This is a genomic window from Ulvibacterium sp. (assembly GCF_028285715.1).
Taxonomy (GTDB): Bacteria; Bacteroidota; Bacteroidia; order Flavobacteriales; family Flavobacteriaceae; genus Ulvibacterium.
The window spans coordinates 80790-105284 of record NZ_JANQOO010000021.1 but is presented as its reverse complement, the minus strand read 5'-3'; the positions used below and the strand labels follow the sequence as shown (position 1 = coordinate 105284).

The 24495-nt window shown below is 39.0% G+C and carries 24 protein-coding genes; 17 read left to right on the top strand and 7 right to left on the bottom strand.

Going from position 1 to position 24495, the window contains the following annotated elements; genetic code table 11:
• Positions 1–58: 58 nt before the first annotated feature.
• A complete protein-coding gene (locus tag Q0993_RS14540) occupies positions 59–1225 on the top strand; it encodes a proline dehydrogenase family protein (protein WP_299534269.1) in 1167 nt (388 codons plus the stop codon).
• On the opposite strand, the gene Q0993_RS14535 is transcribed toward Q0993_RS14540, so the two are convergent.
• The 5 genes from Q0993_RS14535 to tsaE all read right to left on the bottom strand — a co-directional run bounded on the left by Q0993_RS14535 (position 1222) and on the right by tsaE (position 4460).
• Complete coding sequence (locus Q0993_RS14535; protein WP_299534267.1) at positions 1222–1602, bottom strand: DUF4258 domain-containing protein; 381 nt, start codon at positions 1600–1602, stop codon at positions 1222–1224. The two genes, Q0993_RS14540 and Q0993_RS14535, sit on opposite strands and share 4 nt — an antisense overlap.
• A 1-nt stretch (position 1603) precedes the next feature.
• A complete protein-coding gene (locus Q0993_RS14530) occupies positions 1604–2803 on the bottom strand; it encodes an alanine dehydrogenase (RefSeq protein ID WP_299534265.1) in 1200 nt (399 codons plus the stop codon).
• 93 nt (positions 2804–2896) lie between these two features.
• Positions 2897–3556: a hypothetical protein gene (locus tag Q0993_RS14525; protein WP_299534263.1), complete on the bottom strand. Its 660-nt coding sequence runs from the start codon at positions 3554–3556 to the stop codon at positions 2897–2899.
• A 101-nt stretch (positions 3557–3657) separates the two neighbouring features.
• On the bottom strand, positions 3658–3798 hold the full coding sequence (locus Q0993_RS14520; RefSeq protein WP_299534261.1) for a hypothetical protein: 141 nt from the start codon (positions 3796–3798) through the stop codon (positions 3658–3660).
• 251 nt (positions 3799–4049) lie between these two features.
• The gene (gene tsaE, locus Q0993_RS14515) at positions 4050–4460 is read right to left on the bottom strand and encodes a tRNA (adenosine(37)-N6)-threonylcarbamoyltransferase complex ATPase subunit type 1 TsaE (protein ID WP_299534259.1); all 411 of its coding nucleotides are present in this window, start codon (positions 4458–4460) and stop codon (positions 4050–4052) included.
• 66 nt (positions 4461–4526) lie between these two features.
• Between tsaE and Q0993_RS14510 the strand changes: the two genes are divergently transcribed.
• The gene (locus tag Q0993_RS14510) at positions 4527–5750 is read left to right on the top strand and encodes a hypothetical protein (protein WP_299534257.1); all 1224 of its coding nucleotides are present in this window, start codon (positions 4527–4529) and stop codon (positions 5748–5750) included.
• On the opposite strand, the gene Q0993_RS14505 is transcribed toward Q0993_RS14510, so the two are convergent.
• Entirely contained in the window at positions 5751–6143 is a 393-nt protein-coding gene (locus Q0993_RS14505) for a hypothetical protein (RefSeq protein WP_299534254.1), read from the bottom strand.
• Positions 6144–6304: 161 nt separating this feature from the next.
• Between Q0993_RS14505 and Q0993_RS14500 the strand changes: the two genes are divergently transcribed.
• The 6 genes from Q0993_RS14500 (at position 6305) to Q0993_RS14475 (ending at position 12858) form a co-directional block, all read left to right on the top strand.
• Entirely contained in the window at positions 6305–7489 is a 1185-nt protein-coding gene (locus tag Q0993_RS14500) for an HlyD family efflux transporter periplasmic adaptor subunit (RefSeq protein WP_299534251.1), read from the top strand.
• Positions 7486–7755, top strand: coding sequence for an HTH domain-containing protein (locus Q0993_RS14495; RefSeq protein ID WP_299534248.1), 270 nt, complete (start codon positions 7486–7488; stop codon positions 7753–7755). Before Q0993_RS14500 ends, Q0993_RS14495 begins: the two co-directional genes overlap by 4 nt.
• 134 nt (positions 7756–7889) lie before the next feature.
• On the top strand, positions 7890–8966 hold the full coding sequence (locus tag Q0993_RS14490; RefSeq protein WP_299534246.1) for a glycosyltransferase family 2 protein: 1077 nt from the start codon (positions 7890–7892) through the stop codon (positions 8964–8966).
• Positions 8967–9094: 128 nt separating this feature from the next.
• The gene (locus Q0993_RS14485) at positions 9095–9304 is read left to right on the top strand and encodes a hypothetical protein (protein WP_299534243.1); all 210 of its coding nucleotides are present in this window, start codon (positions 9095–9097) and stop codon (positions 9302–9304) included.
• 303 nt (positions 9305–9607) lie between these two features.
• Positions 9608–10537: a M28 family peptidase gene (locus Q0993_RS14480; protein ID WP_299534241.1), complete on the top strand. Its 930-nt coding sequence runs from the start codon at positions 9608–9610 to the stop codon at positions 10535–10537.
• 167 nt (positions 10538–10704) lie between these two features.
• Positions 10705–12858, top strand: a complete 2154-nt coding sequence (locus Q0993_RS14475) for a peptidase domain-containing ABC transporter (RefSeq protein WP_299534239.1) — start codon at positions 10705–10707, stop codon at positions 12856–12858.
• A 23-nt stretch (positions 12859–12881) separates the two neighbouring features.
• Here the strand turns inward: Q0993_RS14475 and Q0993_RS14470 are convergent, their stop codons facing one another.
• Complete coding sequence (locus Q0993_RS14470) at positions 12882–14426, bottom strand: bifunctional response regulator/alkaline phosphatase family protein (RefSeq protein WP_299534237.1); 1545 nt, start codon at positions 14424–14426, stop codon at positions 12882–12884.
• 139 nt (positions 14427–14565) lie between these two features.
• On the opposite strand from Q0993_RS14470, the gene Q0993_RS14465 reads away from it, so the two are divergent.
• The 9 genes from Q0993_RS14465 (at position 14566) to Q0993_RS14425 (ending at position 24491) form a co-directional block, all read left to right on the top strand.
• Entirely contained in the window at positions 14566–15795 is a 1230-nt protein-coding gene (locus Q0993_RS14465; protein WP_299534235.1) for an HD domain-containing protein, read from the top strand.
• Positions 15796–15818: 23 nt separating this feature from the next.
• Complete coding sequence (lpxD, locus tag Q0993_RS14460; protein WP_299534233.1) at positions 15819–16835, top strand: UDP-3-O-(3-hydroxymyristoyl)glucosamine N-acyltransferase; 1017 nt, start codon at positions 15819–15821, stop codon at positions 16833–16835.
• 2 nt (positions 16836–16837) lie between these two features.
• Positions 16838–18244 (top strand): bifunctional UDP-3-O-[3-hydroxymyristoyl] N-acetylglucosamine deacetylase/3-hydroxyacyl-ACP dehydratase, encoded by a 1407-nt coding sequence (locus tag Q0993_RS14455; protein ID WP_299534231.1) that lies wholly within the window; start codon positions 16838–16840, stop codon positions 18242–18244.
• A complete protein-coding gene (gene lpxA / locus Q0993_RS14450; RefSeq protein ID WP_299534229.1) occupies positions 18241–19026 on the top strand; it encodes an acyl-ACP--UDP-N-acetylglucosamine O-acyltransferase in 786 nt (261 codons plus the stop codon). The genes Q0993_RS14455 and lpxA overlap by 4 nt, the downstream gene beginning before the upstream one ends.
• Positions 19027–19032: 6 nt before the next feature.
• Positions 19033–19599, top strand: a complete 567-nt coding sequence (gene efp / locus Q0993_RS14445; protein WP_299534227.1) for an elongation factor P — start codon at positions 19033–19035, stop codon at positions 19597–19599.
• A gap of 52 nt (positions 19600–19651) precedes the next feature.
• Positions 19652–20584, top strand: coding sequence for a UDP-3-O-(3-hydroxymyristoyl)glucosamine N-acyltransferase (locus Q0993_RS14440; RefSeq protein WP_299534224.1), 933 nt, complete (start codon positions 19652–19654; stop codon positions 20582–20584).
• 70 nt (positions 20585–20654) lie between these two features.
• Complete coding sequence (gene sucD / locus Q0993_RS14435) at positions 20655–21527, top strand: succinate--CoA ligase subunit alpha (RefSeq protein WP_299534222.1); 873 nt, start codon at positions 20655–20657, stop codon at positions 21525–21527.
• 129 nt (positions 21528–21656) lie between these two features.
• Positions 21657–22403 (top strand): 3-oxoacyl-[acyl-carrier-protein] reductase, encoded by a 747-nt coding sequence (fabG, locus tag Q0993_RS14430; protein WP_299534219.1) that lies wholly within the window; start codon positions 21657–21659, stop codon positions 22401–22403.
• A gap of 54 nt (positions 22404–22457) precedes the next feature.
• On the top strand, positions 22458–24491 hold the full coding sequence (locus Q0993_RS14425) for a VWA domain-containing protein (RefSeq protein WP_299534216.1): 2034 nt from the start codon (positions 22458–22460) through the stop codon (positions 24489–24491).
• Positions 24492–24495 lie beyond the last annotated feature (4 nt).

Here is a 24495-nt window from a genome sequence, read left to right as displayed (position 1 = left end):
TTTATCAATGGAATACAATTTCTGTCTTTATATTTGATTCCTTTTGAAATCTATGAAAATGGATCGAATTTTTGAGAATACGGAGAAGGCCTTTGCCCTAAAAACAGACTCCGAATTGGAACGGGCCTTTTTCCTCTTTAAGCTGATTGCCAACGAGCCATTAGTAAAAATAGGGACAGCGGTAACCAACTTTGCAATAAAGGCACATTTACCTGTTGAGGGTTTAATCCGTGCTACCGTTTTTGACCACTTTTGTGGAGGGGTCAGTGAGCAAGATTGTATGCCCATAGTGGATAAAATGTGGGAAAAGGGCGTCTGTTCGGTGCTTGATTACTCAGTTGAAGGGAAGGACGAGGAGGACCCCTTGGACAATGCGCTGGCCAAGGTCATGAACGTTTTGGATTTTGTAAAAGAAAAGGATGCCATTCCCTTTGCCGTTTTTAAACCAACAGGATTTGGTCGTTTTGCACTTTTTCAAAAAATCAGCGAAGGCAAACCCCTTACCAAGACCGAAAAAGCGGAATGGGAACGGGTAGTGGGTCGTTATGAGACAATTTGCAAAAAAGCGCATGATCTCGGGGTGTCCCTTTTGATAGATGCGGAGGAAAGTTGGATGCAGGATGCGGCAGATCGTCTTGCGGAGGATATGATGCGAAAATTCAACAAGGAAAGACCACTTGTTTTCAATACGTTGCAGATGTATCGTTGGGACAGGATGGACTATTTAAAAGGACTTCAAAAAAGGGCGGAAAAGGATAACTTCAAAATCGGCGTCAAAGTCGTACGGGGCGCGTATATGGAAAAGGAAAATGAGCGTGCGGAAAATCTGGGATATCCCAGTCCGATTTGCGCTTCAAAAAAAGAGACCGACCTAAATTTTGATACTGCGGTGGGCTATATACTACATCATCTAAACACCATTTCCATATTCTCGGGAACGCACAATGAAGAAAGTAATTATAAACTATTGGCGCTGATGCAAAAGCAAGGTGTCTCTAATTCCGATTCGCGTGTATGGTTTGGGCAGTTGTTCGGAATGAGCGATCACATCACGTTTAATTTGGGAAACGACGGTTATAATGTAGCCAAATACTTGCCCTTTGGGCCCGTAAGGGATGTAATGCCCTATTTAATACGTCGTGCAGAGGAAAATACTTCCGTTGTGGGGCAGACGAACCGGGAATTGGAATTATTGAAAAAAGAACGGAAACGCAGAAAAATCTAGAACAAGACGTTTTCAAGAATGGCCTCATCCCTACAGTTGCGCACCCTTAGAATGGCATTTTTCCCTTTTGCGATTCCCTCTATAAAATAGACTTTACAGGGCTCGGCTTTTGTATCGCTTTTTTCAAAGTCGACGTTTCCATCGTTCAAAAAATAATCGATATCCATTGAATCCAATGCTCGGGAGATCAGGAGCTCATTTATTTCTTCGGAATAGGAAATAGGTTTGGAACGTATATCCTTTAGGGTTCTACAATTTGGGAAGTAACAAAACTCGGCTCCCGTGCCATCGGTTTTTTTCTTCAGAAAAAAGGTCAAAAATACCAACCCAACGGATAGGCCCAATAAATAGAATCCCAAACGTTTTAAGAACGGCATATTAAAAAATCAGGAAATTGATATCGCTATATTGAAGATCAAACCATTCCCCAACGGACTTATTGGTAAGTATCCCATGGTACAAATACAGACCATTACGCAACCCTTTATCGAATCTTAATGAATTTTCCAGTCCTCCATCTTCACCAAGTTTTAGCAGATAAGGCGTAAAGATATTGCTTATGGAAATGGAGGCCGTTTTTGGGTAACGCGAAGGTATATTGGGGACGCCATAATGTATGACCCCGTATTTTTCAATGGTGGGTTTGTTATGGGAGGTAATTTCACTGGTTTCAAAACATCCGCCCATGTCAATACTTACATCGATGATTACGGCACCCTTTTTCATGTGTTCTACCATGGTACTGGTTACGACCACCGGTGAGCGATCTTTGCCCCGAGTAGCACCAATGGCTACATCACATCTTTTAAGGGCCTTCAATAAATTCTTGGGTTGAATGGTAGAGGTATAGACCGTTTGCTTTAGGTTGGTCTGTATGTTGCGCAATTTGGTAATGGAATTATCGAATACCTTTACATTGGCTCCCAACCCCAAAGCAGATCGGGCCGCAAATTCACCTACCGTACCGGCGCCGATTATCACCACTTCTACAGGGGGTACTCCACTGATGTTCCCGAACATAAGGCCATTTCCCTTATTGGTGGCCGCCATAATCTCGGAAGCGATGAGCACCGAGGAAATCCCGGCAATTTCACTAAGTGATCGTACTGCTGGATATTTACCGTCCTCGTCCCGTATGTATTCAAAGGCGATGGCCGTAATCCTTTTTTTGGCCATCTCCTCAAAGTAGCTCTTGGATTGCGTTTTAATCTGTAGTGCCGAAATTACGGTGGACTGTGGGTTAAGCAGGGCAATTTCCGAAAGGCTCGGGGGCTCTACCTTTAAAAGTAGGGGGCAGGAGAATATTTTTTTGGTATCCCTGGTAATTTCCGCTCCCGCATTGGTATAATCCATATCGGAAAAATGGGCGCCCTCTCCCGCACCGGATTCTATCAGCACACGATGGCCATGGGCCGTAATGGCATTTACCGCATCGGGTGTAAGGCAGATACGTTTTTCCTGATATTGGTTTTCTTTGGGAATGCCTATGAACAATTCCCCCTTTTGTTGCAGGACTTCCAATTTTTCTTCCTGGGGAAGCAATTGTTGTTTACTAAAGGGAGAGGTTGGTTGATTCATGAAATGACTTCTATCCAAATCGTTGTTGGATTGAAATTGGGGGTAAAATTACAATAATTTACTGAAATCTAGGAACACACGCTTAGGCAGTCATTATGATCTTGGATGAAGCCAATTTTTAAGATTGTGCTGCAATTGTTTGAATTGGTACTCCAGATTCCGTGTGGAAAGCACGCGGTCTATTTGTTCCGAAAGGGTTTCATTTTCAAAATCGACAGGGTCTTCCATGGGCAAATCCTCCGGCTCTTTTTCGGGGACCATACCTTTTTCGCGGTAGTTCTGTAATTCCGCTTCCATGGCTTCCAGATCAATTCCATTTACATATTTGTCGTATAACTTAATTCTGATGAAATAGACAAAGGGAATTACAAGTAAACAGATAGGAATAATCCACCAGATATTTTCCGTGTCTATATTGTCATCGGAATCAAAGAGCACTTCAAAGACTTGGAAGGAATACATTGCAATTGGAATCAAAATAATATGATACCACCAGTCCTTAGAAGTCAAAAACCAGAAGATTAATAGGTAAAGGGGGATTATTTTGCCCATCATGAACCACACATAAGTAGATATGTCTGGGAATCCATTGTTATCTATAGTAAACCCTAACAAGGAGAAGGTAGCCTCAGGATTCTCAGGTAAGTAATCGTAAAGCTTGTATAGAAAAGGAGTTATCGCTATAAAAAAGACAAAACAAGACTCTATCAAAATCTTTTTTTTGGCCCTCCTCTTTTTAATTGTATCCTTCATCAAGTATTTCTATCTATAAATCGCTAACGAAGGAATGAAGGAAATAGTATAAAAAAAGGGACAACTTCCATTGTCCCTCGTTCTATTGTGCGAAGAAATTACTAAATCTTTTTAGTCAATTTTCTTTTCTCTATACCTTGCTCAGTTGTTTGGTCTCCGTCAGCGTTACTATAGGCTTCAGCTGAAAAGGCCAATAAAGCCACAACGGCCAATAAGCCAAATACAAATTTCTTCATTTTCATGGTTCTCGAGGTTTTTAGTTAGAAATTGGACAAATGCTCTATTACAAAAGTAGGAAAAATAGGGGTAAGAAACTGTTGTGAAATGTTAAAATTAAGTATTTGGTCGTAAAAAATAGTCGTTTTATCGAAAATCTTGCATTTCATCGAAAAAATACAATAAAAAATTGGCTCTGAAAACCTTAACGCGATTTGGCCAAAGTATCCCTTGATATTGAACTGGTTACAACGCCGTAATGAGGCTTAGATTGGTATTAAAAAATGATTTTTCGGGTTTGGGTATCCAAAACCTCGATATTGATTTTTGAAATATCCCTTGGAAGAAAAGAATTAATTTTTTCAGGCCATTCCATAAAAATCCACACATCCTGACTTAAATAGTCTTCCAGGCCCAAATCCAAGACTTCAGTTTCGTGTTTCAATCGATAAAAATCAAAGTGATATCCCAAAACGGCTCCATTTTCCAAATGATATTCGTTTACAATGCCAAAAGTAGGGCTGTTCGTTGTACCCACTCCTCCAAGCTCTTTGACCAATACCTTGATCAAGGTAGTTTTACCGGCTCCCATTGCTCCATAAAAGCACAACGTTTTGGATTGAACCTGATGCAAAAGTTGTTGTGCCACTTGCGCAATTTGATTATTGGTATAGATTATTTCCTTCATGATATAGATAAAAATCGGACAATTCCGATGTATTTCGTAGTTTAGGGGCTTGAAAAGTAGGAAGCGATGAAATCCTTTTGGCAACGAAAGTACATATTGGAAGTCTTATTGGCAATTATTATAGTCTTACTTCCTTTTTCTATCTATACCCACCTTTATTTTAATGATGATGCCCAATCCATTCGTTTCTTTGGTTTTGAATATCACCATAATCTAGTAAATAGTGGACTATTTCTTTGGGACTTACTAACCAGACTTATCCCTTTTTTGTTATATATTGTATGGTTTTTGACCAATCCCTATTGGTGGCGTTATTTCATTTTTGCACCTCTGATTTATTGGACAGATTCTCTTGCTACAGAGATTTTTATTTTCAATGAAGTAATAGAAAACAATCTGGTGTCTTTTTCAATTTTCATTAACATAGCCATTATTTGTCTGTTGGTATTTTTGCGACAAAAGTCCATTAGAAAGAGTGATTCTTCAACTGTATTTAGGTTAAAACAAAATGAGTTGACCCCAAAATACCCAAGGCTTCAAAAGGCTATTGACAAAGAAGCCAGGTCCTTAACTGAGGCCAAGCGGGTTTTGCCAAAAAATGAGTATTTAAGGAAATTAGTAATCATAAAGACCTTCATAAAAAAATCCCTAGATCAATCCAACTCTCAAAACAGTGGCCCAAAACCAAAAATTAAATGGGACCTACTTGTTGTGGCATTGTTGATTTTCACCCTTTTTTTGCTCAACTCTTATAAATTTATTCCGGAAAACGTTCAGGAATACAAGATTTTGTGGTTTACACTTCATAACCATGGTTTTGTAGATGTACACACCTTTTACTGGTACGTATGCATAAAGCTAGGAATTTTCCTGCCGATGGTCTTATGGTTCCTTACTTCCCTAAACTGGTGGCGTTACGCTATTCTTTCCCCCATAGTCTTAATATTCTATCAGTTGTTGGAAGGCATTGCACCACAAAAAATCACGGATGAAACTTCCTTTTTTAAAGCATTACCCTTAATAATTGCTATTGTTTGTTTTCTAGCATGGGCAGCCCATATTATAAGACGGAAGACGAAACTCCTGGAACTATATGATATCATTACTCAGGAAATAGAGGACATACTATCAAAGATAAGTACGCACACCGAACTGTTTTCCGAAAAAGAAGCGAAGTTCAAGGATTTAAAGGAAAATAACAAGGGGATGCAGGAAAAGCAGCGTATGGACTTACTTATGGATTTACGTGAAGAATTGTTGAAGGAATACGCCCTAAAAAACAGATTGTAATTAATCCTTATTCCCTAAATTTTTTTGCGTCTGTTCAATTTCTTCCGTAATCTCCTTTAAAAGTCGCCTTAGCTCTTCCTCTTGGCGTTCCCTGATTTTTCGTTCAATGATTTCTTCGATTTCCTGCTGTTTCTCAATGGGCAATTTGTCCATGGTGGCCATGAGTTCTTCCCTGTCCTTAAGCATTTTGCCCTCTCCCGTAATGAGCCAAACCACATTGAGTTGTGGATATACCCGAACAATGTTTTCGATTACATCACTACCTATGGAGGCATTGTTCTTTTTCATTCGAAGCGTATAGCCATTACTCGCCCCGATGGAGATATCAAATTTCCGGGCACTCAAACCCGCATACTTGATAAATTGCATTAAACGGTCTATAGTCTTAAGCATATGTATGAATGTGTTCTAGCTAGCTGTTAATACAAATATAGGATATTATTACGGGCTTCAAAATAGGATATATTCTATGTTAAGAAGATTAATTAGAAAAAAAGTTAATCAAAATTACAAATTTGTAGAAAATAAACTATATTTGATATAAATATAGTTTTGTGAAGCAAGTTTTCCCGAAAGAAATCTTAGAAAGCACTGAAGAGGTTTATTATCTCCGGCAAACTGTAAATAGTAAAATTATCTATCTCCTCATCCTTGCCATACCTATTTTTCTATTTGGCTCCCTGAAATTTTTTAAAATAGACATATATACCAACGCTAGAGGAATTTTAAAGTCGAATAAGGATAGGGTTCCACTTACAGTAATCAACTCTGGAAAGATTATTTTTAATAAACTAAAAAACAATACAAATGTTGCTCAAGGAGACACTTTGTTGCTTATGGATTATAACGATGTCGATAGTAAGCTCGAATTATTCAATTACCAATTACGCGAAACTACCGATTTTATAAGAGATATAGAACTACTTTTAGACCCCAAATCCTTTAAGGACCAGCGAATAAAATCTTCCTTATATCAAAGAAAACAGTCCTACTACCATCAAAATCTACTGGAACTAAAGAAAAGATTTCAAAATGCAGAGCGTGATTTTAATCGTTACAAGATTTTGTATGATAAAGGTGTTATCTCGAAATCTGAGTATGAGAGAAAAGAATTTGATTTTGATATTGCATTGAGCAACATTCATCAATTTAGAGAAGAGCAAAAAAATTTATTACAGTCAGATCTTGTTAGGTACAGGAACACAATTGAGGAGTTAAAGAGTTACCACGAAGAATTGATAAAAAAGAAGACACAATTCGTAGTAACTGCCCCAGTAAATGGAACTCTATTTACCGAGATGGCCTTTGAACCAGAATACTTTATATCAGCTGGGACTCAATTGGGGGAAATATCACCAAATGGCGAATTATTGGCGGAGTGTTATATAAATTCTTCCGAAATCGGACTTTTAAGGGAAAAAGGCAAGGTTGAACTTAAGATAGATGCATACAACTATAATCAATGGGGATTTGCTACCGGAGAGATTTTGGAAATAGGAAAGGACGTAGAGTTTTTAGGGGATATCCCAGTTTTTAAAGTGCGTTGCAGTATCGATAACAATTATCTTGAGCTAAAAAATGGTTTTAGAGGAACATTAAGAAAAGGTATGACCTTTAACGCCAATTTTAAACTGATTGAGCGATCTCTTTACGACTTACTTTATGATAAAATGGATGATTGGTTTAACCCTACTAAAACCGAAACATCAAAATCACAGTTTTTAGAATCCCGTAAATGAAAACAATAAAGAATCTCCAGCGTCTGCAGAAAACACATGAATTAATTAAATGTGAATGTACAGGTACACCCTCGGAACTGGCCAAAAACTTAAGTATAAGTGAACGCTCTGTTTACAATTTAATTGAACAGTTGAGAGATCTAAATGCTTCTATTTTTTACGATAGGGGAAGAAAAACCTATTATTACCATGAAGATTTTCAATTGAAAGTGAATATTTCTATAGCCGTTATTAGTAATAATGAAATTACTAAAATATCTAGGTAGTTACTGACTGAGACTGAAAAAATTATTTCATCAAATTATCTAATTGGGATTCTAGCTTGATTGATAACATGCTATCTAACACCTAACCTATTGAACTTTGTTTTTGCGAACTGCATACGTAGTACAAAAGTATCATGCTAATAAGTTTTGTCATACCTGTATATAATGCTGCGGAATATTTGGGTTTGTGTTTGACCTCAATATTGAAACAATCCTATAAGAATCTGGAAGTTATTGTAATAGACGACTGTTCCACTGATAACTCCTATCAAATAATCGAAAAATTCCAAAAAAGTGATGATCGGGTTAGAGTTTTTAGGAATGCACAAAACAGTCTTGTTGGTGCTTCTCGGAATTTAGGAATAAGGAAAGCTGCCGGAAATTATATTTGGTTTGTAGATGCCGATGATTGGCTCAATTCAAATTCCATTTTTGAGCTAGTATCAATTCTGAAACGAGAACCCGGTATTGATTTAATACTATTTGGATATATCGAGCATTATTCTGAAAGTGAAAATGAACAAAACGTACAACTTCCTAAAAGAATAGCCAGTACAGAAGACATATTTATTCACTTTCTGTTTTTGCGCAAAGGATTTCGAAGCATGCCTTTTATATATGTTTTTTCCCGTGATTTTTTGTTGATGAATAATCTAGAATTTCCAGAAAAAGTCTACTTTGAAGATATTCTATTCACCTCAAAGGCCATTTATTATTCTAGAAAAATCAAAGTTTTGCCTGAGGTCTTTTATGTTTACAACAGAAACAACCAAAACGCGATAACACGATCCTTTTCGAAAAAAAAAATACTTGACTTGTTGAAAACCTACGACCTACTCAAAGATTTTTTGGAAGGTGAAGATGTTTTAGAAAAGTATCAAGCTGCGTTAGTCATCCGTTTTTTGGTTTTTGGCCTGAGCAGATGTTTCAAGATGTATTTTTTATTGCCACTAAGTGAAAGAAAGGATTTGATTTTTAGGAGTAAACTTTTCTCCTTTAGAAAATCTGATTTAATGGGACGTTTAGCCTTTAATTCAGTACTTATATTCTTAAAAACATTGGGTACAGACGAATTGCAATTAAAAAGGGAATACTATAGAAATATTAAATATCTCTTTTGGGTAAAGAATACTCTTATTCCGCTGAAACTTTTAATGAACTTGTCTAGAATTTATCATCGTCTAAAGGATTCTAGAACATCAAAGATCTAAATTATTAGTAGTTTTTGTTTTCCTGCAAGGTTAGTGCAGTGGATACCTTTACATTGCATTGATAAAAAATTATTGGACTAATTGAGTTCTGGTTTTTTAAATATTGTTTAACCTAAAAATTAAGAATTATGAAAGAGTTGGAAATTTATGGGACTACTGAATTAAGCAGAATGGAAATTGATGAATTAAACGGGGGTGGGTTTTTGGGAACCTTTATAGCCGTTTCAATACTTGCAGGAGTTGGCTTGGCAATTCAAAGAAAACAAAGGAAAGATAGAGCAGATCAACGACCTGGTGGAGGAGGTAGCAGTTCAGATTATTTAGTTGGACTATATTAGACAATACTTTATCATCACATCTATGACATTGTTAATGAAAGTTAGCAATGTTCATTTGTTTTAATTGGTTTAGAACTATCTTAAAAGTCATTTCCTACTAAACTTGATTTTATTAATTAAAAGGTATTATCAATTTTTATTTTCATGATTATCAATTTTATGCTAAGGGTTTTAGTGCTTCTCATCCTGTTGGTCTCTTTTTTTGTTTTAGGTTCATGTTCAAAAAAATTAGTGCCATCATCCCTTGATGACCCATCAGTTGAAAACCTTTGGTCATTCCAAGAAAAAAGGACAGTAAAATCATTGAACAAGACTGTAGAAAAATTGGTGCAATCCGGGGGTAATATTAGAAGGGGCAAAGCTATTTTGGAGCGAATAGATGACTTTGGACTTGTCGAAAATACGGTTAAAGAAAGTATAGATTGGTTAAGTTTTCAGAAAAATATTCTTATTGAAGTAAAAGGAAGAACAGATAGTATAGTATATATAGTTTCACATTACGATAAGACGGACATCAACCCATTTACAATGATAAGTCTGCTTTTGGACGGTTTTTTAGACCCTTTATTGTCTTGGGCTTTTCTTTCGGATGGAGCAATTGACAATGCCACTGGAGTGGCAGTATCCTTGGAACTGGCAAAAGAACTTTTTCAGTCGGATTTAGAGCTTACCTATAGAATACTATTGGTGGGTTCCGAGGAAACTGGACTTAGAGGTTCAAGGTCACATGTTGCAAGGCTCTCGGATAGTATAGCCAACAAGATTTTATATGTAATCAATATCGATATGGTAGGGGTAAAAAATAAGGCCAATTGTGTTACTACTAATGTCGGCAATAGGGAATTGACCAAACTTTCGTTAGAAATTGCCGAAGATCTTAATATTGAATTAGGTAAGGGGAAAATACCTTTTCTAGGAAGTAGTGATTATGCTGCTTTTAAAAAGACAAGTTTCTTGAAGGATTTTGGTCGCAGTTTCCAATTTAATCTAACAGGAGCATTTTTGCCGCAGAGAAGCTATTCTGCCAAGAAAAGACAAAATGAAATCATCAATTTTTCTTCTTGCGATGTTTTGGATACCGGGGATTATATAGGAAGCGCACTCTTAATGCCTATTGGGACCATTCATGGTTTTCGGGATAACATTAAACTAGTGGACGAAAGAAAGCTTTATGAGCAATATAAGTTAACACTTTCCCTTATTAAAAGGGTAGATTCAGAAGGGGTGTTTTAATTTGTAACTGCCCATTCAAATCTCTTTGATATGGTAAATAAACTTCTTTAGCACTTTCCTTACCAGGTATTAATTCCGATTTCCTACAACAAAACGATATTTGTTTCCATAAGTACTATAGATTTTTGCGGTTGCCCTTCTATTGTTACTGCTATTAACACAAAATTATGGCTAAGATTACAATTAAACAGCATGACATCACTGATTGCGGAGCCGCCTGTTTGGCTTCGATTGCTGCACACTACCATTTACAACTCCCCTATGTAAAAATACGTCAATTCGCCTGTACTGATAAAAGAGGGACAAACGTGTTTGGATTACTTGAGGCTGCTCGGAAAATTGGCTTTGAAGGTAAAGGGGTACGTGGTGAGTTTAATAGTCTTTTTGAAATTCCAAAACCCGCAATAGCCCATATGCTAATAAAAAAAACTTTATATCACTACGTTGTTATTTACAAAGTGACAAGAACTTACATAAGCATTATGGACCCTAACTATGGTACAATGTGTAAAAAGACACATGAAGAATTCAGAAAAGAATGGACTGGTGTGCTTGTCTTGCTTTTACCCAAAAAGGACTTTTCCATGGGGAATGAAAAAATTTCGGTATACAAACGATTTTGGGTATTGTTAAAACCTCATCGCTTTGTTTTGCTGCAAGCCTTTGTGGGAGCTATTGTCTATACGTTATTAGGGTTTTCATCTGCCATTTACATACAGAAGGTAACAGATTTTGTTTTGGTTGGCAGTAATACCAAATTATTAAATCTCTTAAGCATAGTTATGTTAATACTATTGCTGATTCAAATAAACATAGGTTATTTAAAGAATGTATTCTTAGTGAAGTCCGGTCAACTAATTGATTTGCGTTTAATTATGGGTTATTATAAACATCTTATGGAATTACCTCAGCAATTTTTCGATCATATGAGGGTTGGCGAAATTGTTTCTAGAATCAATGATGCAGTTAAGATACGAACATTTATAAATGGAGTTTCCCTTGACCTTACTGTTAATGTACTTATTGTTATTTTTTCTTTTGTTTTGATGTTTTCCTATTATTGGAAACTTGCATTGATAATGATGTGTGTAATTCCGTTATATATATGCATTTACGCTTTAACCAATTATTTAAATAGAAGAACAGAACGTAGGTTAATGGAGAATTCGGCCGAGCTCGAAAGTCAATTGGTAGAATCATTACATACCATAGGTACCATTAAGCGCTTCGGTTTGGAAGGTTTGACCACAATAAAAATAGAAACTCGTTTTATTGATTTATTAAAAACTGGATACAAATCATCCTTAAATAGTATATTCTCTGGAACTAGTGCTGGGTTTATTTCCAGGTTGTTTAGCATAATACTATTATGGTGTGGTTCATGTTTTGTTATAGATAAGGAACTTTCACCTGGGGAGCTCATGTCTTTCTATTCAATTATCGCTTATTTCACTGGCCCTATATCTGGTTTAATTGAGGCTAATCGAGAAGTTCAAAACGCTCTAATTGCTGCAGATAGATTATTTGAAATTATGGATTTGGAGAGAGAGGAATGCGAACATAAAATTGTACTTAAAAAGAAAATAATCGGAGATATCCAGTTCAGGAATGTCGCGTTCAGGTATGGGACAAGATTAGAAATTTTTAAGGATTTTAATCTTAGCATCCCAAAAGAAAAAATTACGGCTATAGTTGGGGAAAGCGGATCTGGAAAGTCTACCTTGGCATCTCTCTTGCAGAACATCTATCCAATCCAAAAAGGTAATATTAGTATTGGAGATTTGGATTTAAAATATGTTGACCGCTCTAGTTTAAGAAATTTGATAGCAGTCGTTCCACAAAAGATTGATCTTTTTGCTGGAAATGTAATTGAAAATATTGCTATAGGGGAGTTTGCCCCTAAAATGGAACGTATAAACGAGGTATGTAAATCCTTAAATATTTTGGAGTTCGTGGAAAGTTTGCCCCACGGATTCAATACTTATTTAGGAGAAAATGGAGCCATATTATCGGGAGGGCAAAAACAGCGAATTGCCATCGCTAGGGCTTTGTACAAAAATCCAGAAGTTCTAATATTGGATGAGGCCACTTCTTCTTTAGATAGTTCTTCGGAAAGTTTTGTCCGAAGTGCTACAGAAAACCTTAGGAGGCAGGGCAAGACAGTTATAATCATTGCGCATCGCCTAAGTACGATTGTCAATGTGGATAAAGTAGTAGTTTTGCATAGAGGTAAGGTCCTAGAAGAAGGTTCACCCGAATTCCTTTTAAGTAAGAAGGCCCATTATTTTAATTTTTTTAAACACCAACAGAACTCAATATAAAAAACTGCCAATAGAGCTTTGGATTACTTTGGTTCCAAAACCACAAAAGGGATGATCATTTCTTCTAAGGAAACCCCACCGTGCTGATAGGTATTTCGGTAATAACTAACATAATGGTTGTAGTTGTTGGGATAGGCAAAGAAGAGATCGTTCTTGGCAAAAATATAGGAACTGCTCATATTTATACTAGGCAGGTGTATTTTTCCAGGATTTTGGGCTTCCAATACATCCTTATCCTCATAGGTAAGGCTCCTCCCGGTCTTGTACCTAAGATTGAGGCTGGTTTCCTTATCCCCGATAACCTTGGAGGGGTGCTTTACGTTAATGGTGCCGTGATCCGTGGTAATGATCAATTTTAGGCCAAGCGTTTGGGCTTGCTGTATAATTTCCAATAAAGGGGAATTTTTGAACCAACTCTGGGTCAACGATCGGTAAGCCTTATCATTGGAGGCTAATTCCTTAATGACCTCCATTTCCGTTTTGGCATGTGAGAGCATGTCCACAAAATTGTAGACAATTACGGTAAGGTCGTTATCTTTTTGAGACCTAAAATTTTGAGAGAGCTGTTTGCCCTGTTTTAGACTACTGATTTTGTGATACTCCCATTTTAAATTAAGCCCTAGTCGTTTGATTTGCTCATCCAAAAATCTATCCTCAAATAGGTTTTTCCCACCTTCGTCGGTATCATTTTTCCACCAATGGGAATATTTCCTTTCCATGTCCAAAGGGGTTAGGCCCGAGAAGATGGAATTTCGGGCATACTGCGTAGCCGTAGGGAGAATGCTAAAATAGGCAGCTTCGGAGGTTTTCTTGTAGAAGGATGTCACCGTATCCTCAAAGGCATACCATTGGTCATACCTAAGATTGTCTATTACCACCAAAAGAGTGGGGGACTCCACGATTCTCGGTTGAACCCATTCTCTGAAGAGCGTATGGGACATTACAGGTCCGTCTGTAGAGGTAAACCAGTCCAGATAGTTTTTGTCCACAAATTTTCCAAATTGATTGTTGGCTTCCACTTTTTGCGATTCCAAAATCTCAAACATACCGCTGTCCTCAATTTCCTCCAACTGCAGTTCCCAATAGATGAGTCTTTTATAGAGGTCCACCCATTCTTCCCAGGAATTTACCATGGACAGATCCATAGATATTTTTCGAAATTCTTGCTGATAGTTGGCCGTTGTCTTCTCGGATACCAAACGGGAGTGATCCAGATTCTTCTTTAAGGACAGTAGAATTTGATTTGGGTTCACTGGTTTAATGAGATAATCCGCAATTTTGGAGCCTATGGCCTCTTCCATTATGGATTCCTCCTCACTTTTAGTGATCATAACCACAGGTAGGGAAGAGGCCATTGATTTAATTTCATTTAAGGTGTCCAATCCTGAAATGCCCGGCATATTTTCATCCAGAAAGACGATGTCCACCCGGGAACGCATCAATTCTTCCAGGGCTTCTTGCCCACTTTTACAGGTTATTACGCTGTAATCCTTATTTTCCAGGAAAAGGACATGGGGCTTCAATAGATCAATTTCGTCATCGACCCATAAGATGGTTATCTTGCTCATTCTAGTTCTCAAGTTTTAATTCCGGCCCGTCTGATATTTAGGATTTATCGTTCCCTTTTCCCGTGGATAAGTCCACGTTTCGAATTAGGTTTCAACGCAATTGTCTAAATTTGAATTCTTATCAAATCAGACATCTATTTTGCCTAAATCCAACAAGCTGAAAATCTTCAATGATCCAATTTACGGATTTATTAGAATCCCCAACGCACTCATTTTTGATCTTATTGCAGACCCCTATTTTCAGAGATTACGTAGAATTTCCCAAATGGGGCTTTCCTATTTAGTGTATCCAGGGGCGCACCATACCCGATTTCATCATGCCTTGGGAAGCATGCATTTAACACAGCGGGCAATTCAAGTGCTTCGTTTTAAGGGAGTTGAAATTACCAAAGAGGAGGAAGACGGATTGTTATGTGCTATTTTGTTGCATGACATTGGTCACGGCCCGTTTTCACATGCCATGGAAAACAGCATTGTGAACGGCATTGGGCATGAATATATTTCGCTTTTGTTTATGGAGGAACTAAATCAAAAGTTTAACGGAAGTTTAGCGATCGCCTTGGAAATCTTTACCGGTAAATATCCTAAGAAATTCTTGAACCAACTAGTTTCCAGTCAATTGGACATGGACAGAATGGACTATCTAAAGCGCGATAGTTTTTATACGGGTGTAGCCGAAGGGAATATCAATGCGGAACGACTGATTACTATGCTAAATGTATCCGGTAATGAATTGGTAGTGGAAGAAAAGGGGGTTTACTCCGTAGAAAAATTCTTAATGGCCCGTCGTTTCATGTACTGGCAGGTATACCTTCATAAAACAGGATTGGTGGCCGAGCAATTATTGATCCGTATCCTTAAAAGGGCCAAGGAACTTCTTAGGGAAAACAAAAAAGTTGAATGCAGCCCAATATTACTTTTCTTTCTTAACCAAAAAATCACCAAGGATAATTTTGACCGTGACGTTTTGGAATCCTTTTCAAAATTGGATGATGTAGATGTCCTGGCAGCAATAAAGGAATGGCAAGGCAATGGGGATTTTGTGCTTTCCAAACTTTGTCAAATGCTGATCAATAGAAGGTTGTTCACCATAAAGTTGAAGAACAAGGAAATAGATTCAAAAAAATTGAACAAGCACTTTGATCGTTTCAAGGCAGAACACCAACTTTCCGACAAGGAGACCGCTTACTTCGTTTTTTCAGGGAAGATTGAAAATAGGGCCTATGACCAACGGCAACAGAATATCAATATTTTAAGAAAGAACGGAAAATTACAGGATGTGGCCAAGGCATCCGATCATCTCAACTTGAGGACCCTGGCAAAAACGGTGACCAAATATTATATGTGTTACCCCAAATATTCTGTTTAACAATTTTTCTTACTTTTGTGCTCATGGTATTTACAGCAGGTCAGATTGCCGGTATTTTGGAGGGCGAAGTAGAGGGGAATCCAGAGATAGCAGTCCATAAACTGGCTAAGATTGAAGAGGGAGAAAAAGGTTCCTTGACCTTTTTGGCCAACCCGAAATACACTTCCTTTATCTATACCACCAAAGCATCCATTACCATAGTCAACAAGGATTTTATCCCTGAACAAAATGTAGAAACCACCCTCATTAAGGTAGAGGACGCTTATGAATCATTCTCCAAGCTTTTGGAGTATTATAATCAAGTAAAGAGCAACAAAACCGGAATTGAAAAACCCGTATATCAATCCGACACGGCCACTTATGGGGCAAACTTTTATCTGGGTGCCTTTTCGTATTTGGGCAACAATGTGAAAATTGGCGATAATGTGAAGATCTATCCCAACGTATACATTGGTGACAATGTTACCATAGCCGATAACGTAATCATATTTGCGGGAGCGAAAATTTATTCGGAATCCATAATTGGTAATAACTGTGTGGTACATAGCGGGGTTATCATAGGTGCCGATGGCTTTGGGTTTACTCCGGATAAAAATGGAGAGTTTAAGAAAGTTCCCCAAACGGGCAATGTTGTTTTGGAGGAAAATGTAGACGTTGGGGCCGGCACCACTATTGACCGTGCCACGTTAGGATCTACAATTCTTAGAAAGGGAGTAAAACTGGATAATCAAATCCAAATAGCCCACAATGTAGAGATAGGGGAACATACCGTAATAGCCGCTCAAACTGGCATTGCAGGTTCTGCAAAGATAGGTAAGCGCTGTATGATCGGAGGCCAAGTGGGTATAGTAGGGCATATCACCATTGGTGATAACGTTAAGATTCAGGCACAATCCGGAATCGGGAGAAATGTAAAGGATAATGAAGTGCTTCAAGGCTCCCCCGCCCTAAATTATGGGGATTATAACAAATCCTACGTACACTTTAAAAATTTGCCGAGAATAGTAAATAGAATCGACCAATTGGAAAAAAGAGATTGACGGTGACAAAAACAAATCAAAAACAGCGAACCATTGAAAAAGAGGTGACTCTTAAGGGTGTAGGCCTGCATACTGGTGAAAATGTTACACTTAAGTTTTTGCCCGCCCCGGAAAATCATGGATATGCCTTTAAACGTGTTGACCTTGAAGGCGAACCCATAATAGAAGCTGATGCCAATTATGTCGTAAATACGCAACGAGGTACCAATTTAGAAAAAAGGGGCGTTAAGATACAAACCTCGGAACACGTACTCGCCGCACTTGTGGGAATGGAAATCGATAATGTTCTGATCGAATTGGATTCTCCTGAACCCCCTATAATGGACGGGTCATCCAAATACTTTGTTGCTGCGTTGGAAAAGGCAGGTATTGTGGAACAGGAGGCCGAACGTGAAGAATACGTGGTGAAGGATGTAATTTCCTATAAGGACGAGGCCACCGGAAGCGAGATAACGGTAATACCTTCGGATAGTTATAAGGTAACGGCTATGGTCGATTTTGGGACCAAGGTTCTGGGCACACAAAATGCAACTTTGGAGGATATCTCCGATTTCAAGGATGAGGTGGCCGATGCCAGGACCTTTAGTTTCCTTCATGAATTGGAGATGCTTCTAGAGAATGGCCTCATTAAGGGAGGTGACCTTAACAATGCCATTGTATACGTGGATAAGGAAATTTCTGAAGAGACCATGAAACGGCTGGAAAAAGCCTTTAACAAGGAAAAGTTATCCGTAAAGCCAAATGGTATTTTGGATAATCTTACGCTGCATCAGCCCAATGAGGCGGCAAGGCATAAGTTATTGGATGTTGTTGGGGATTTGGCATTGACCGGTACTAGAATACGCGGAAAAGTAATTGCCAATAAGCCTGGCCATTATGTAAATACACAATTTGCCAAGAAATTAGCTAAGCTTATAAAGCTTGAAAAACGAAATAATGTTCCCAAATATGATTTGAACCTTCCGCCTTTGATGGATATTCATCAAATCATGGCCATGCTGCCCCATAGACCACCTTTTCTTTTAATAGATAGGATTTTGGAGCTGTCCGACAAACATGTGGTAGGTATGAAAAATGTCACCATGAACGAACCCTTTTTCGTGGGGCATTTTCCGGGAGCGCCCGTTATGCCAGGGGTTTTACAGGTTGAAGCGATGGCCCAAACAGGGGGCATTCTAGTGCTTAGCACGGTTCCGGACCCCGAGAACTACCTTACGCTATTCATGAAGATCGATAAGGTGAAATTTAAGCAACAAGTCGTTCCCGGTGATACCTTGATTTTTAAGTGTGATTTGATTTCTCCCATACGCAGGGGAATCTGTCATATGCAGGCCTACGCCTACGCTAACAATAAATTGGTCTCCGAAGCTGAGATGATGGCCCAAATTGTTAAAAGAAAGGAAGAATGAACCAACCGCTGGCGTACATCCATCCTGGGGCGAAGATTGCCAAAAATGTTGTGGTAGAACCCTTTGCGACAATCCATAACAATGTTACTATTGGCGACGGAACTTGGATCGGGTCCAATGTAACCATTATGGAAGGGGCCAGGATTGGAAAAAACTGCAATATATTTCCTGGGGCCGTAATATCGGCACCTCCACAGGATTTGAAATACGAAGGGGAAGAAACTACTGTGATTGTTGGGAACAATACCACAATCCGGGAATGTGCCACTATACATAAAGGTACTTCGGATAGGAACAAAACGGTCATTGGTAAAAATTGCTTAATAATGGCGTATTGCCATGTAGCCCATGACTGTCTGGTAGGCAATAACTGTATTTTTTCCAATAATTCAACCTTGGCCGGACATGTTACCATAGGAGATAATGTAACTTTGGCAGGCCTTGTGGCGGTAAACCAATTTGTCGCCATTGGCAATCATGCCTTCGTCACCGGTGGATCATTGGTGCGTAAGGACGTACCGCCCTATGTAAAGGCGGCAAGAGAGCCCCTTTCCTATGTGGGAATAAATTCTATAGGTCTGAGACGTAGGGGGTATCAATCGGAAAAAATAAAGGAGATACAGAATATTTATCGTATCCTTTATCAAAAGAATTATAATAACACTCAGGCCGTACAGATTATCGAGGCCGAAATGGAGGCAACCCCCGAAAGGGACGAGATTCTTCAGTTTATTCGGGACTCCCAGCGCGGTATCATGAAAGGTTATTTTAGTACAAATTAAATTATTATGGCTTCTACTTCCGATATAAGAAAGGGATTATGTATCCGTTACAATAACGATATTTATAAAATTATCGAGTTTTTGCACGTAAAACCTGGTAAAGGTCCTGCATTTGTCAGGACAAAATTGAAAAGTGTTACCACAGGAAAAGTGGTGGACAACACCTTTTCCGCAGGGCATAAGATAGATGATGTAAGGGTAGAAACACGATCCTATCAGTATTTGTATTCCGAAGGTGAGACCTACCATTTTATGAATACCGATGATTACAATCAGATTACCCTTCAGGAAAGTACCTTGGATGCTCCTGGACTACTTAAGGAGGGGGAAGTGGTCACTATACTTTTCAATACCGAGGACAGTATGCCTTTGTCCGTGGACATGCCGGCCAGTGTTATCCTTGAGGTAACACATGCCGAACCTGGTGTAAAAGGCAATACGGCTACCAACGCAACGAAACCGGCTACTGTAGAAACTGGTGCTCGGGTAAACGTTCCACTTTTTATCAATGAAGGAGATAAGATAAAGATCGATACCGAGAAAGGAAATTATTTGGAACGGGTAAAGGATTAGCATATTCTTAAATGGAAATATGAAACGCAGAATTTAACTTGAACCCTTTTTATTGAAATTTCCAGTACCACATACACTCGGGCAAATTGCCGCTATTATTGGAAGTAAATATGTAGGGCCGGACAATTTTCCGGTGTTAGGCATGAACGAAATTCATGTGGTACAACCCGGGGACATAGTTTTTGTGGACCACCCCAAATATTATGATAAGGCCTTAAGTTGCCAGGCCACTATAGTGTTGATCAATAAGGAAGTAGAATGTCCGGAAGGCAAGGCACTTTTAATTTCTGAGGACCCCTTTGGCGATTTTAACAGACTCACCAATTTTTTCTCCGCGTTTGAAAAATCCGAGAACCCAATTTCGCCTTCTGCAAAAATTGGCAAGGACACCACGGTGCAGCCCAATGTTTTTATAGGAAATAATGTGAAAATCGGCAAAGGATGCCTTATCCATTCCAATGTTTCCATTTATGATAACTGCATTATTGGTGATAACGTTATAATACATGCTGGGACAGTTATTGGTTCGGATGCGTTTTATTACAAGAAGAGACCCGATGTATTGGATAAATTAATTTCTTGTGGCAGGGTAATTTTGGAAGATGATGTGGAAATAGGGTCACTTTGTTCTATTGACAAGGGGGTTACCGGAGATACTACAATAGGAAAAGGCACAAAGATCGATAATCAAGTGCAAATAGGGCATGATACGGTAATTGGGGAACGGTGTCAAATCGCTTCCCAAACAGGGATTGCAGGCTGTGTGATTATCGAGGATGAAGTTACTATTTGGGGACAGGTTGGTGTTAATAGTGCAATTACCATTGGAAAAGGAGCAGTAATTATGGGACAATCGGGAGTCAGTAAATCGCTTCCCGGAGGCAAGAGTTACTTCGGCTCTCCAGTGGTTGAGTCCAGGGAAAAGTTAAAACAATTGGCCCAATTGAAACAGATTCCCGAAATACTCAAAAAATTAAATGAATAATATACCTTTTAACCCCGTAAGTTTGGCTCCAAACTTATATTTTTGTGCAGCTTAAAGTAATTCATACAACATGAGTGTTCTAGTCAATAAAGATTCCAAGATTATAGTCCAAGGCTTCACCGGGAGTGAAGGAACTTTCCATGCGGAGCAAATGATTGCCTATGGAACTAACGTAGTTGGCGGTGTAACCCCGGGCAAAGGAGGACAGGAACATTTGGGAAGACCTGTTTTTAATACGGTAGAGGAGGCTGTTGAAAAAGTGGATGCCGACACCACCATAATCTTCGTGCCACCTGCTTTTGCCGCAGATGCTATTATGGAGGCGGCCAATGCGGGAATAAGGGTCATCATAACCATTACCGAAGGAATTCCGGTAGCGGACATGGTAAAGGCCAACAACTACCTAAAAGATAAGGATTGCCGATTGATAGGGCCCAATTGTCCTGGAGTCATTACCCCGGAGGAGGCCAAAGTTGGAATAATGCCCGGTTTTGTTTTCAAGAAAGGGAAAGTAGGTATTGTATCAAAATCGGGAACCCTGACTTATGAGGCCGCTGATCAAGTGGTCCGCCAGGGACTTGGAATCACTACGGCGATAGGAATAGGGGGTGATCCCATAATAGGAACTACGACAAAAGAGGCTGTGGAGCTTCTCATTAACGACCCGGATACGGAATGTGTGGTAATGATAGGCGAAATTGGGGGACAATTGGAAGCCGATGCCGCTAAATGGTACCAGGAAAGCGGAAGTAAAAAACCGATTATTGGTTTTATTGCCGGGGAAACTGCTCCTGCTGGAAGGACCATGGGGCATGCGGGTGCCATTGTAGGAGGAAGTGACGACACGGCACAGGCAAAAAAACGTATTATGAAAGAGTGCGGTATCCATGTCGTGGATTCTCCTGCGGAAATAGGGAAAAAGGTAAAAGAGGTAATGGCTTAAGACGCTTTTCCAAAATACATAAATCGGTGTTAAGATAAATCCCGCTATTATGGTATAAGCGGGATTTTTTTCATCTTTATGTGAAACATGCCTTATATTTGAAAAACGGCTGAACAAAGACAAAATCAGATGAAACTTTTAGAAGGAAAGAAGGTAATTATCACAGGTGCCAGCAGGGGAATTGGAACGGGGATAGCAAGGACGTTTGCAGAACACGGAGCCGATGTGGCATTTACGTATAGTTCTAGCGAGGCACCTGCTTTGAAATTGGAAAAGGAATTGAATGAAAAGGGAGTCAAGGCCAAGGCCTATAAAAGTAATGCGGCCAGTTTTCAGGAATCCGAGGCTTTGGTAGCACAAGTTTTGGAGGACTTTGGGGGAATAGATGTTTTAATAAACAATGCCGGGATTACCAAGGACAACCTTTTGATTCGTATGGGCGAGGCGGATTTCGATGCCGTAATTGACATCAATCTAAAATCAGTATTCAATATGACGAAAGCCGTACAGCGCACCCTCCTAAAACAACGAAAGGGATCCATAATAAATATGAGTAGCGTGGTAGGAGTAAAGGGAAATGCAGGCCAGGCCAATTACGCAGCTTCAAAAGCCGGTATAAACGGCTTTACGAAATCAATTGCCCTGGAATTAGGCTCTCGAAATATTCGTTGCAATGCTATTGCACCAGGGTTCATAGAAACCGAAATGACCGAAAAGCTGGATGAAAAGGTTGTGCAAGGCTGGAGAGATGGTATTCCCTTAAAAAGGGGAGGTACCCCCGAGGATATTGCCAACGCCTGTGTTTTCTTGGCTTCGGATATGTCTTCCTATATCACCGGGCAGGTTTTGAATGTCAATGGCGGAATGCTGACCTAAAATGTAACTAACCTCACTTTTTGTGTCTAGCCCTTAACCCTTATCCCTAATTTTATGAATACCCGAACAGCACTCCTGGTTATTGCTGCCGTTATATTGGCACTGGTAATTGTCCTGTTTCAATATAGAAGTGGATTTAAGGAAAGTAATAACTTGTATTTTCCATTGGCCCTACTACGATTCATTGCATTGTTCGGAGTTCTGGTATTGCTTATAAACCCAAAGTTTACCAAGGAGGAGTATAATCTGGAAAAGACCGATCTTGTCCTATTGAGCGACAATTCAATGTCCGTGCGGGCCTCGGCAGATACCGTGCTATCGGTGACAAAGACCATTTCTGAAAACAAGGGAATTTCAGATAAATTTCGGGTAATGCCTTTTGGTTTCGGTACTGCCTTGGCAGCCTCCGATTCCCTGTCTTTCACAGAAACCCATACGGATATTGGTAAGGCCATTGCCTCCTTGAAGGATATTTATAAGGGCTCTGACAAAAATATGGTCATACTGCTGACTACGGATGGAAACCAGACCAAAGGTGAGGATTACGGCTATCTCCTTGAAAATGATAAAGTACCTATTTACCCGATTGTTATCGGGGATACAACAAGATATGAAGATTTGAGGATAGAACGTGCAAATGCAAATACTTTCGCTTTTCTAAAAAACAAATATCCTATAGAACTGTATATTACCTACGAAGGGTCTAGAACAGTAGAATCAACCTTGAACGTTTCTATAAATGGAAAAAAGGCCCATAGGGAAAATGTAGAATTCACGCCTTTGAACAATACAAAAGTTATTACCGTTTTAGCCACAGCGGAAACAGTCGGGGCCAAGACCATTGAAATTGAAATAGACCCCTTGGAAAACGAAAGAAACAGATTTAACAACAAAAAGAGTCTTGGGCTGGAGGTTATTGATGAAAAAACAAACGTTACGATTGTTTCCGCCAAAAATCACCCGGATATCGGAACACTGAAAAAGGCCATTGAAAGTAACGAGCAGCGTTCCGTTTCCATAAGAAAACCTGAGGTACCTATTAATGAGCTAGACAATACGAATGTATTTATCTTGTATGAACCTAATTCATCATTTCTTCCCATATACAAGTATATCCAGCAGCGAAAAACGAATTGTTTTACGGTTTGTGGTGCAAATACGGATTGGAATTTTCTAAACGAAATACAAGCCAATTATTCCAAGGATGCCTATGGGGAGCAGGAAGAAATACTTCCAGTTTTGAACAAAGGCTTCGGTATTTTCGATATCTCGGAATTTATAGTCGAGAACCTTCCTCCCTTGGAGGGTGAATTGGGAGAGATACTAATTAGCTCCCCCCATGAGGTAGTATTAGGGCAAAATATAAAGGGAGTGGAATTGGATGAACCCTTGTTGGCCGTTATTTTCAAAGATCAGGCCAAAGAGGTGGTGCTCTTTGGTGAAAATTTGTGGAAATGGAGGATGCAGAGTTACAGGGACAACAAAAATTTTCAAAACTTTGATGGGATCATTGGAAAAATCATCCTGTATCTTTCATCGAATACTTCCCGAAATCGATTGGATGTAGACCATGACTTGATATATCAGGGGAGTGATGGCGCAAGGATATCGGCCAGATATTTCGATGAGGCCTTTGAAATGGATCGAAATGCGAGTTTAATTCTAAAAATACAAGGGAAAGGAAATAACCTGATCAAGGAAATTCCAATGTTGCTGAAGGATAGTTTTTATGAGGCGGATTTGAGCGATCTCCCTCCCGGAGAATATATATTTACCGTATTGGTTGCCGATGAAAACCTTTCTTCTTCCGGAAGCTTTACTATTTTGGATTTTAACGTTGAACAACAATTTCTTTCCAGTGATTATAAAAAATTAAATCAGCTGGCGGTGGATAGCCAAGGGAAATTGTTTTTCCCATCAAATATAGGTGCCTTGGTCAAAGAACTTATGGAAGATCCACGATTTTCCCCGGTTCAAAAGAGCAAGGAAAATGTTGTATCTTTAATCGATTTTAGGATACTCCTAATGCTAATAGCCGCTGCACTTTCTGTGGAATGGTTTATCAGAAAATATAACGGATTAATTTAATACG

What these genes read in the sequence shown, in the direction of transcription:
- Q0993_RS14485 (WP_299534243.1), top strand. Translation starts at nt 9,095, where the DNA reads ATGAAAGAGTTGGAAATTTATGGGACTACTGAATTAAGCAGAATGGAA.
- Q0993_RS14470 (WP_299534237.1), bottom strand. Translation starts at nt 14,426, where the DNA reads ATGAGCAAGATAACCATCTTATGGGTCGATGACGAAATTGATCTATTG.
- Q0993_RS14425 (WP_299534216.1), top strand. Translation starts at nt 22,458, where the DNA reads ATGAATACCCGAACAGCACTCCTGGTTATTGCTGCCGTTATATTGGCA.
- Q0993_RS14540 (WP_299534269.1), top strand. Translation starts at nt 59, where the DNA reads ATGGATCGAATTTTTGAGAATACGGAGAAGGCCTTTGCCCTAAAAACA.
- Q0993_RS14530 (WP_299534265.1), bottom strand. Translation starts at nt 2,803, where the DNA reads ATGAATCAACCAACCTCTCCCTTTAGTAAACAACAATTGCTTCCCCAG.
- Q0993_RS14475 (WP_299534239.1), top strand. Translation starts at nt 10,705, where the DNA reads ATGGCTAAGATTACAATTAAACAGCATGACATCACTGATTGCGGAGCC.
- lpxD (WP_299534233.1), top strand. Translation starts at nt 15,819, where the DNA reads ATGGTATTTACAGCAGGTCAGATTGCCGGTATTTTGGAGGGCGAAGTA.
- sucD (WP_299534222.1), top strand. Translation starts at nt 20,655, where the DNA reads ATGAGTGTTCTAGTCAATAAAGATTCCAAGATTATAGTCCAAGGCTTC.
- Q0993_RS14535 (WP_299534267.1), bottom strand. Translation starts at nt 1,602, where the DNA reads ATGCCGTTCTTAAAACGTTTGGGATTCTATTTATTGGGCCTATCCGTT.
- tsaE (WP_299534259.1), bottom strand. Translation starts at nt 4,460, where the DNA reads ATGAAGGAAATAATCTATACCAATAATCAAATTGCGCAAGTGGCACAA.
- efp (WP_299534227.1), top strand. Translation starts at nt 19,033, where the DNA reads ATGGCTTCTACTTCCGATATAAGAAAGGGATTATGTATCCGTTACAAT.
- Q0993_RS14510 (WP_299534257.1), top strand. Translation starts at nt 4,527, where the DNA reads ATGAAATCCTTTTGGCAACGAAAGTACATATTGGAAGTCTTATTGGCA.
- Q0993_RS14520 (WP_299534261.1), bottom strand. Translation starts at nt 3,798, where the DNA reads ATGAAAATGAAGAAATTTGTATTTGGCTTATTGGCCGTTGTGGCTTTA.
- Q0993_RS14525 (WP_299534263.1), bottom strand. Translation starts at nt 3,556, where the DNA reads ATGAAGGATACAATTAAAAAGAGGAGGGCCAAAAAAAAGATTTTGATA.
- fabG (WP_299534219.1), top strand. Translation starts at nt 21,657, where the DNA reads ATGAAACTTTTAGAAGGAAAGAAGGTAATTATCACAGGTGCCAGCAGG.
- Q0993_RS14505 (WP_299534254.1), bottom strand. Translation starts at nt 6,143, where the DNA reads ATGCTTAAGACTATAGACCGTTTAATGCAATTTATCAAGTATGCGGGT.
- Q0993_RS14490 (WP_299534246.1), top strand. Translation starts at nt 7,890, where the DNA reads ATGCTAATAAGTTTTGTCATACCTGTATATAATGCTGCGGAATATTTG.
- Q0993_RS14495 (WP_299534248.1), top strand. Translation starts at nt 7,486, where the DNA reads ATGAAAACAATAAAGAATCTCCAGCGTCTGCAGAAAACACATGAATTA.
- lpxA (WP_299534229.1), top strand. Translation starts at nt 18,241, where the DNA reads ATGAACCAACCGCTGGCGTACATCCATCCTGGGGCGAAGATTGCCAAA.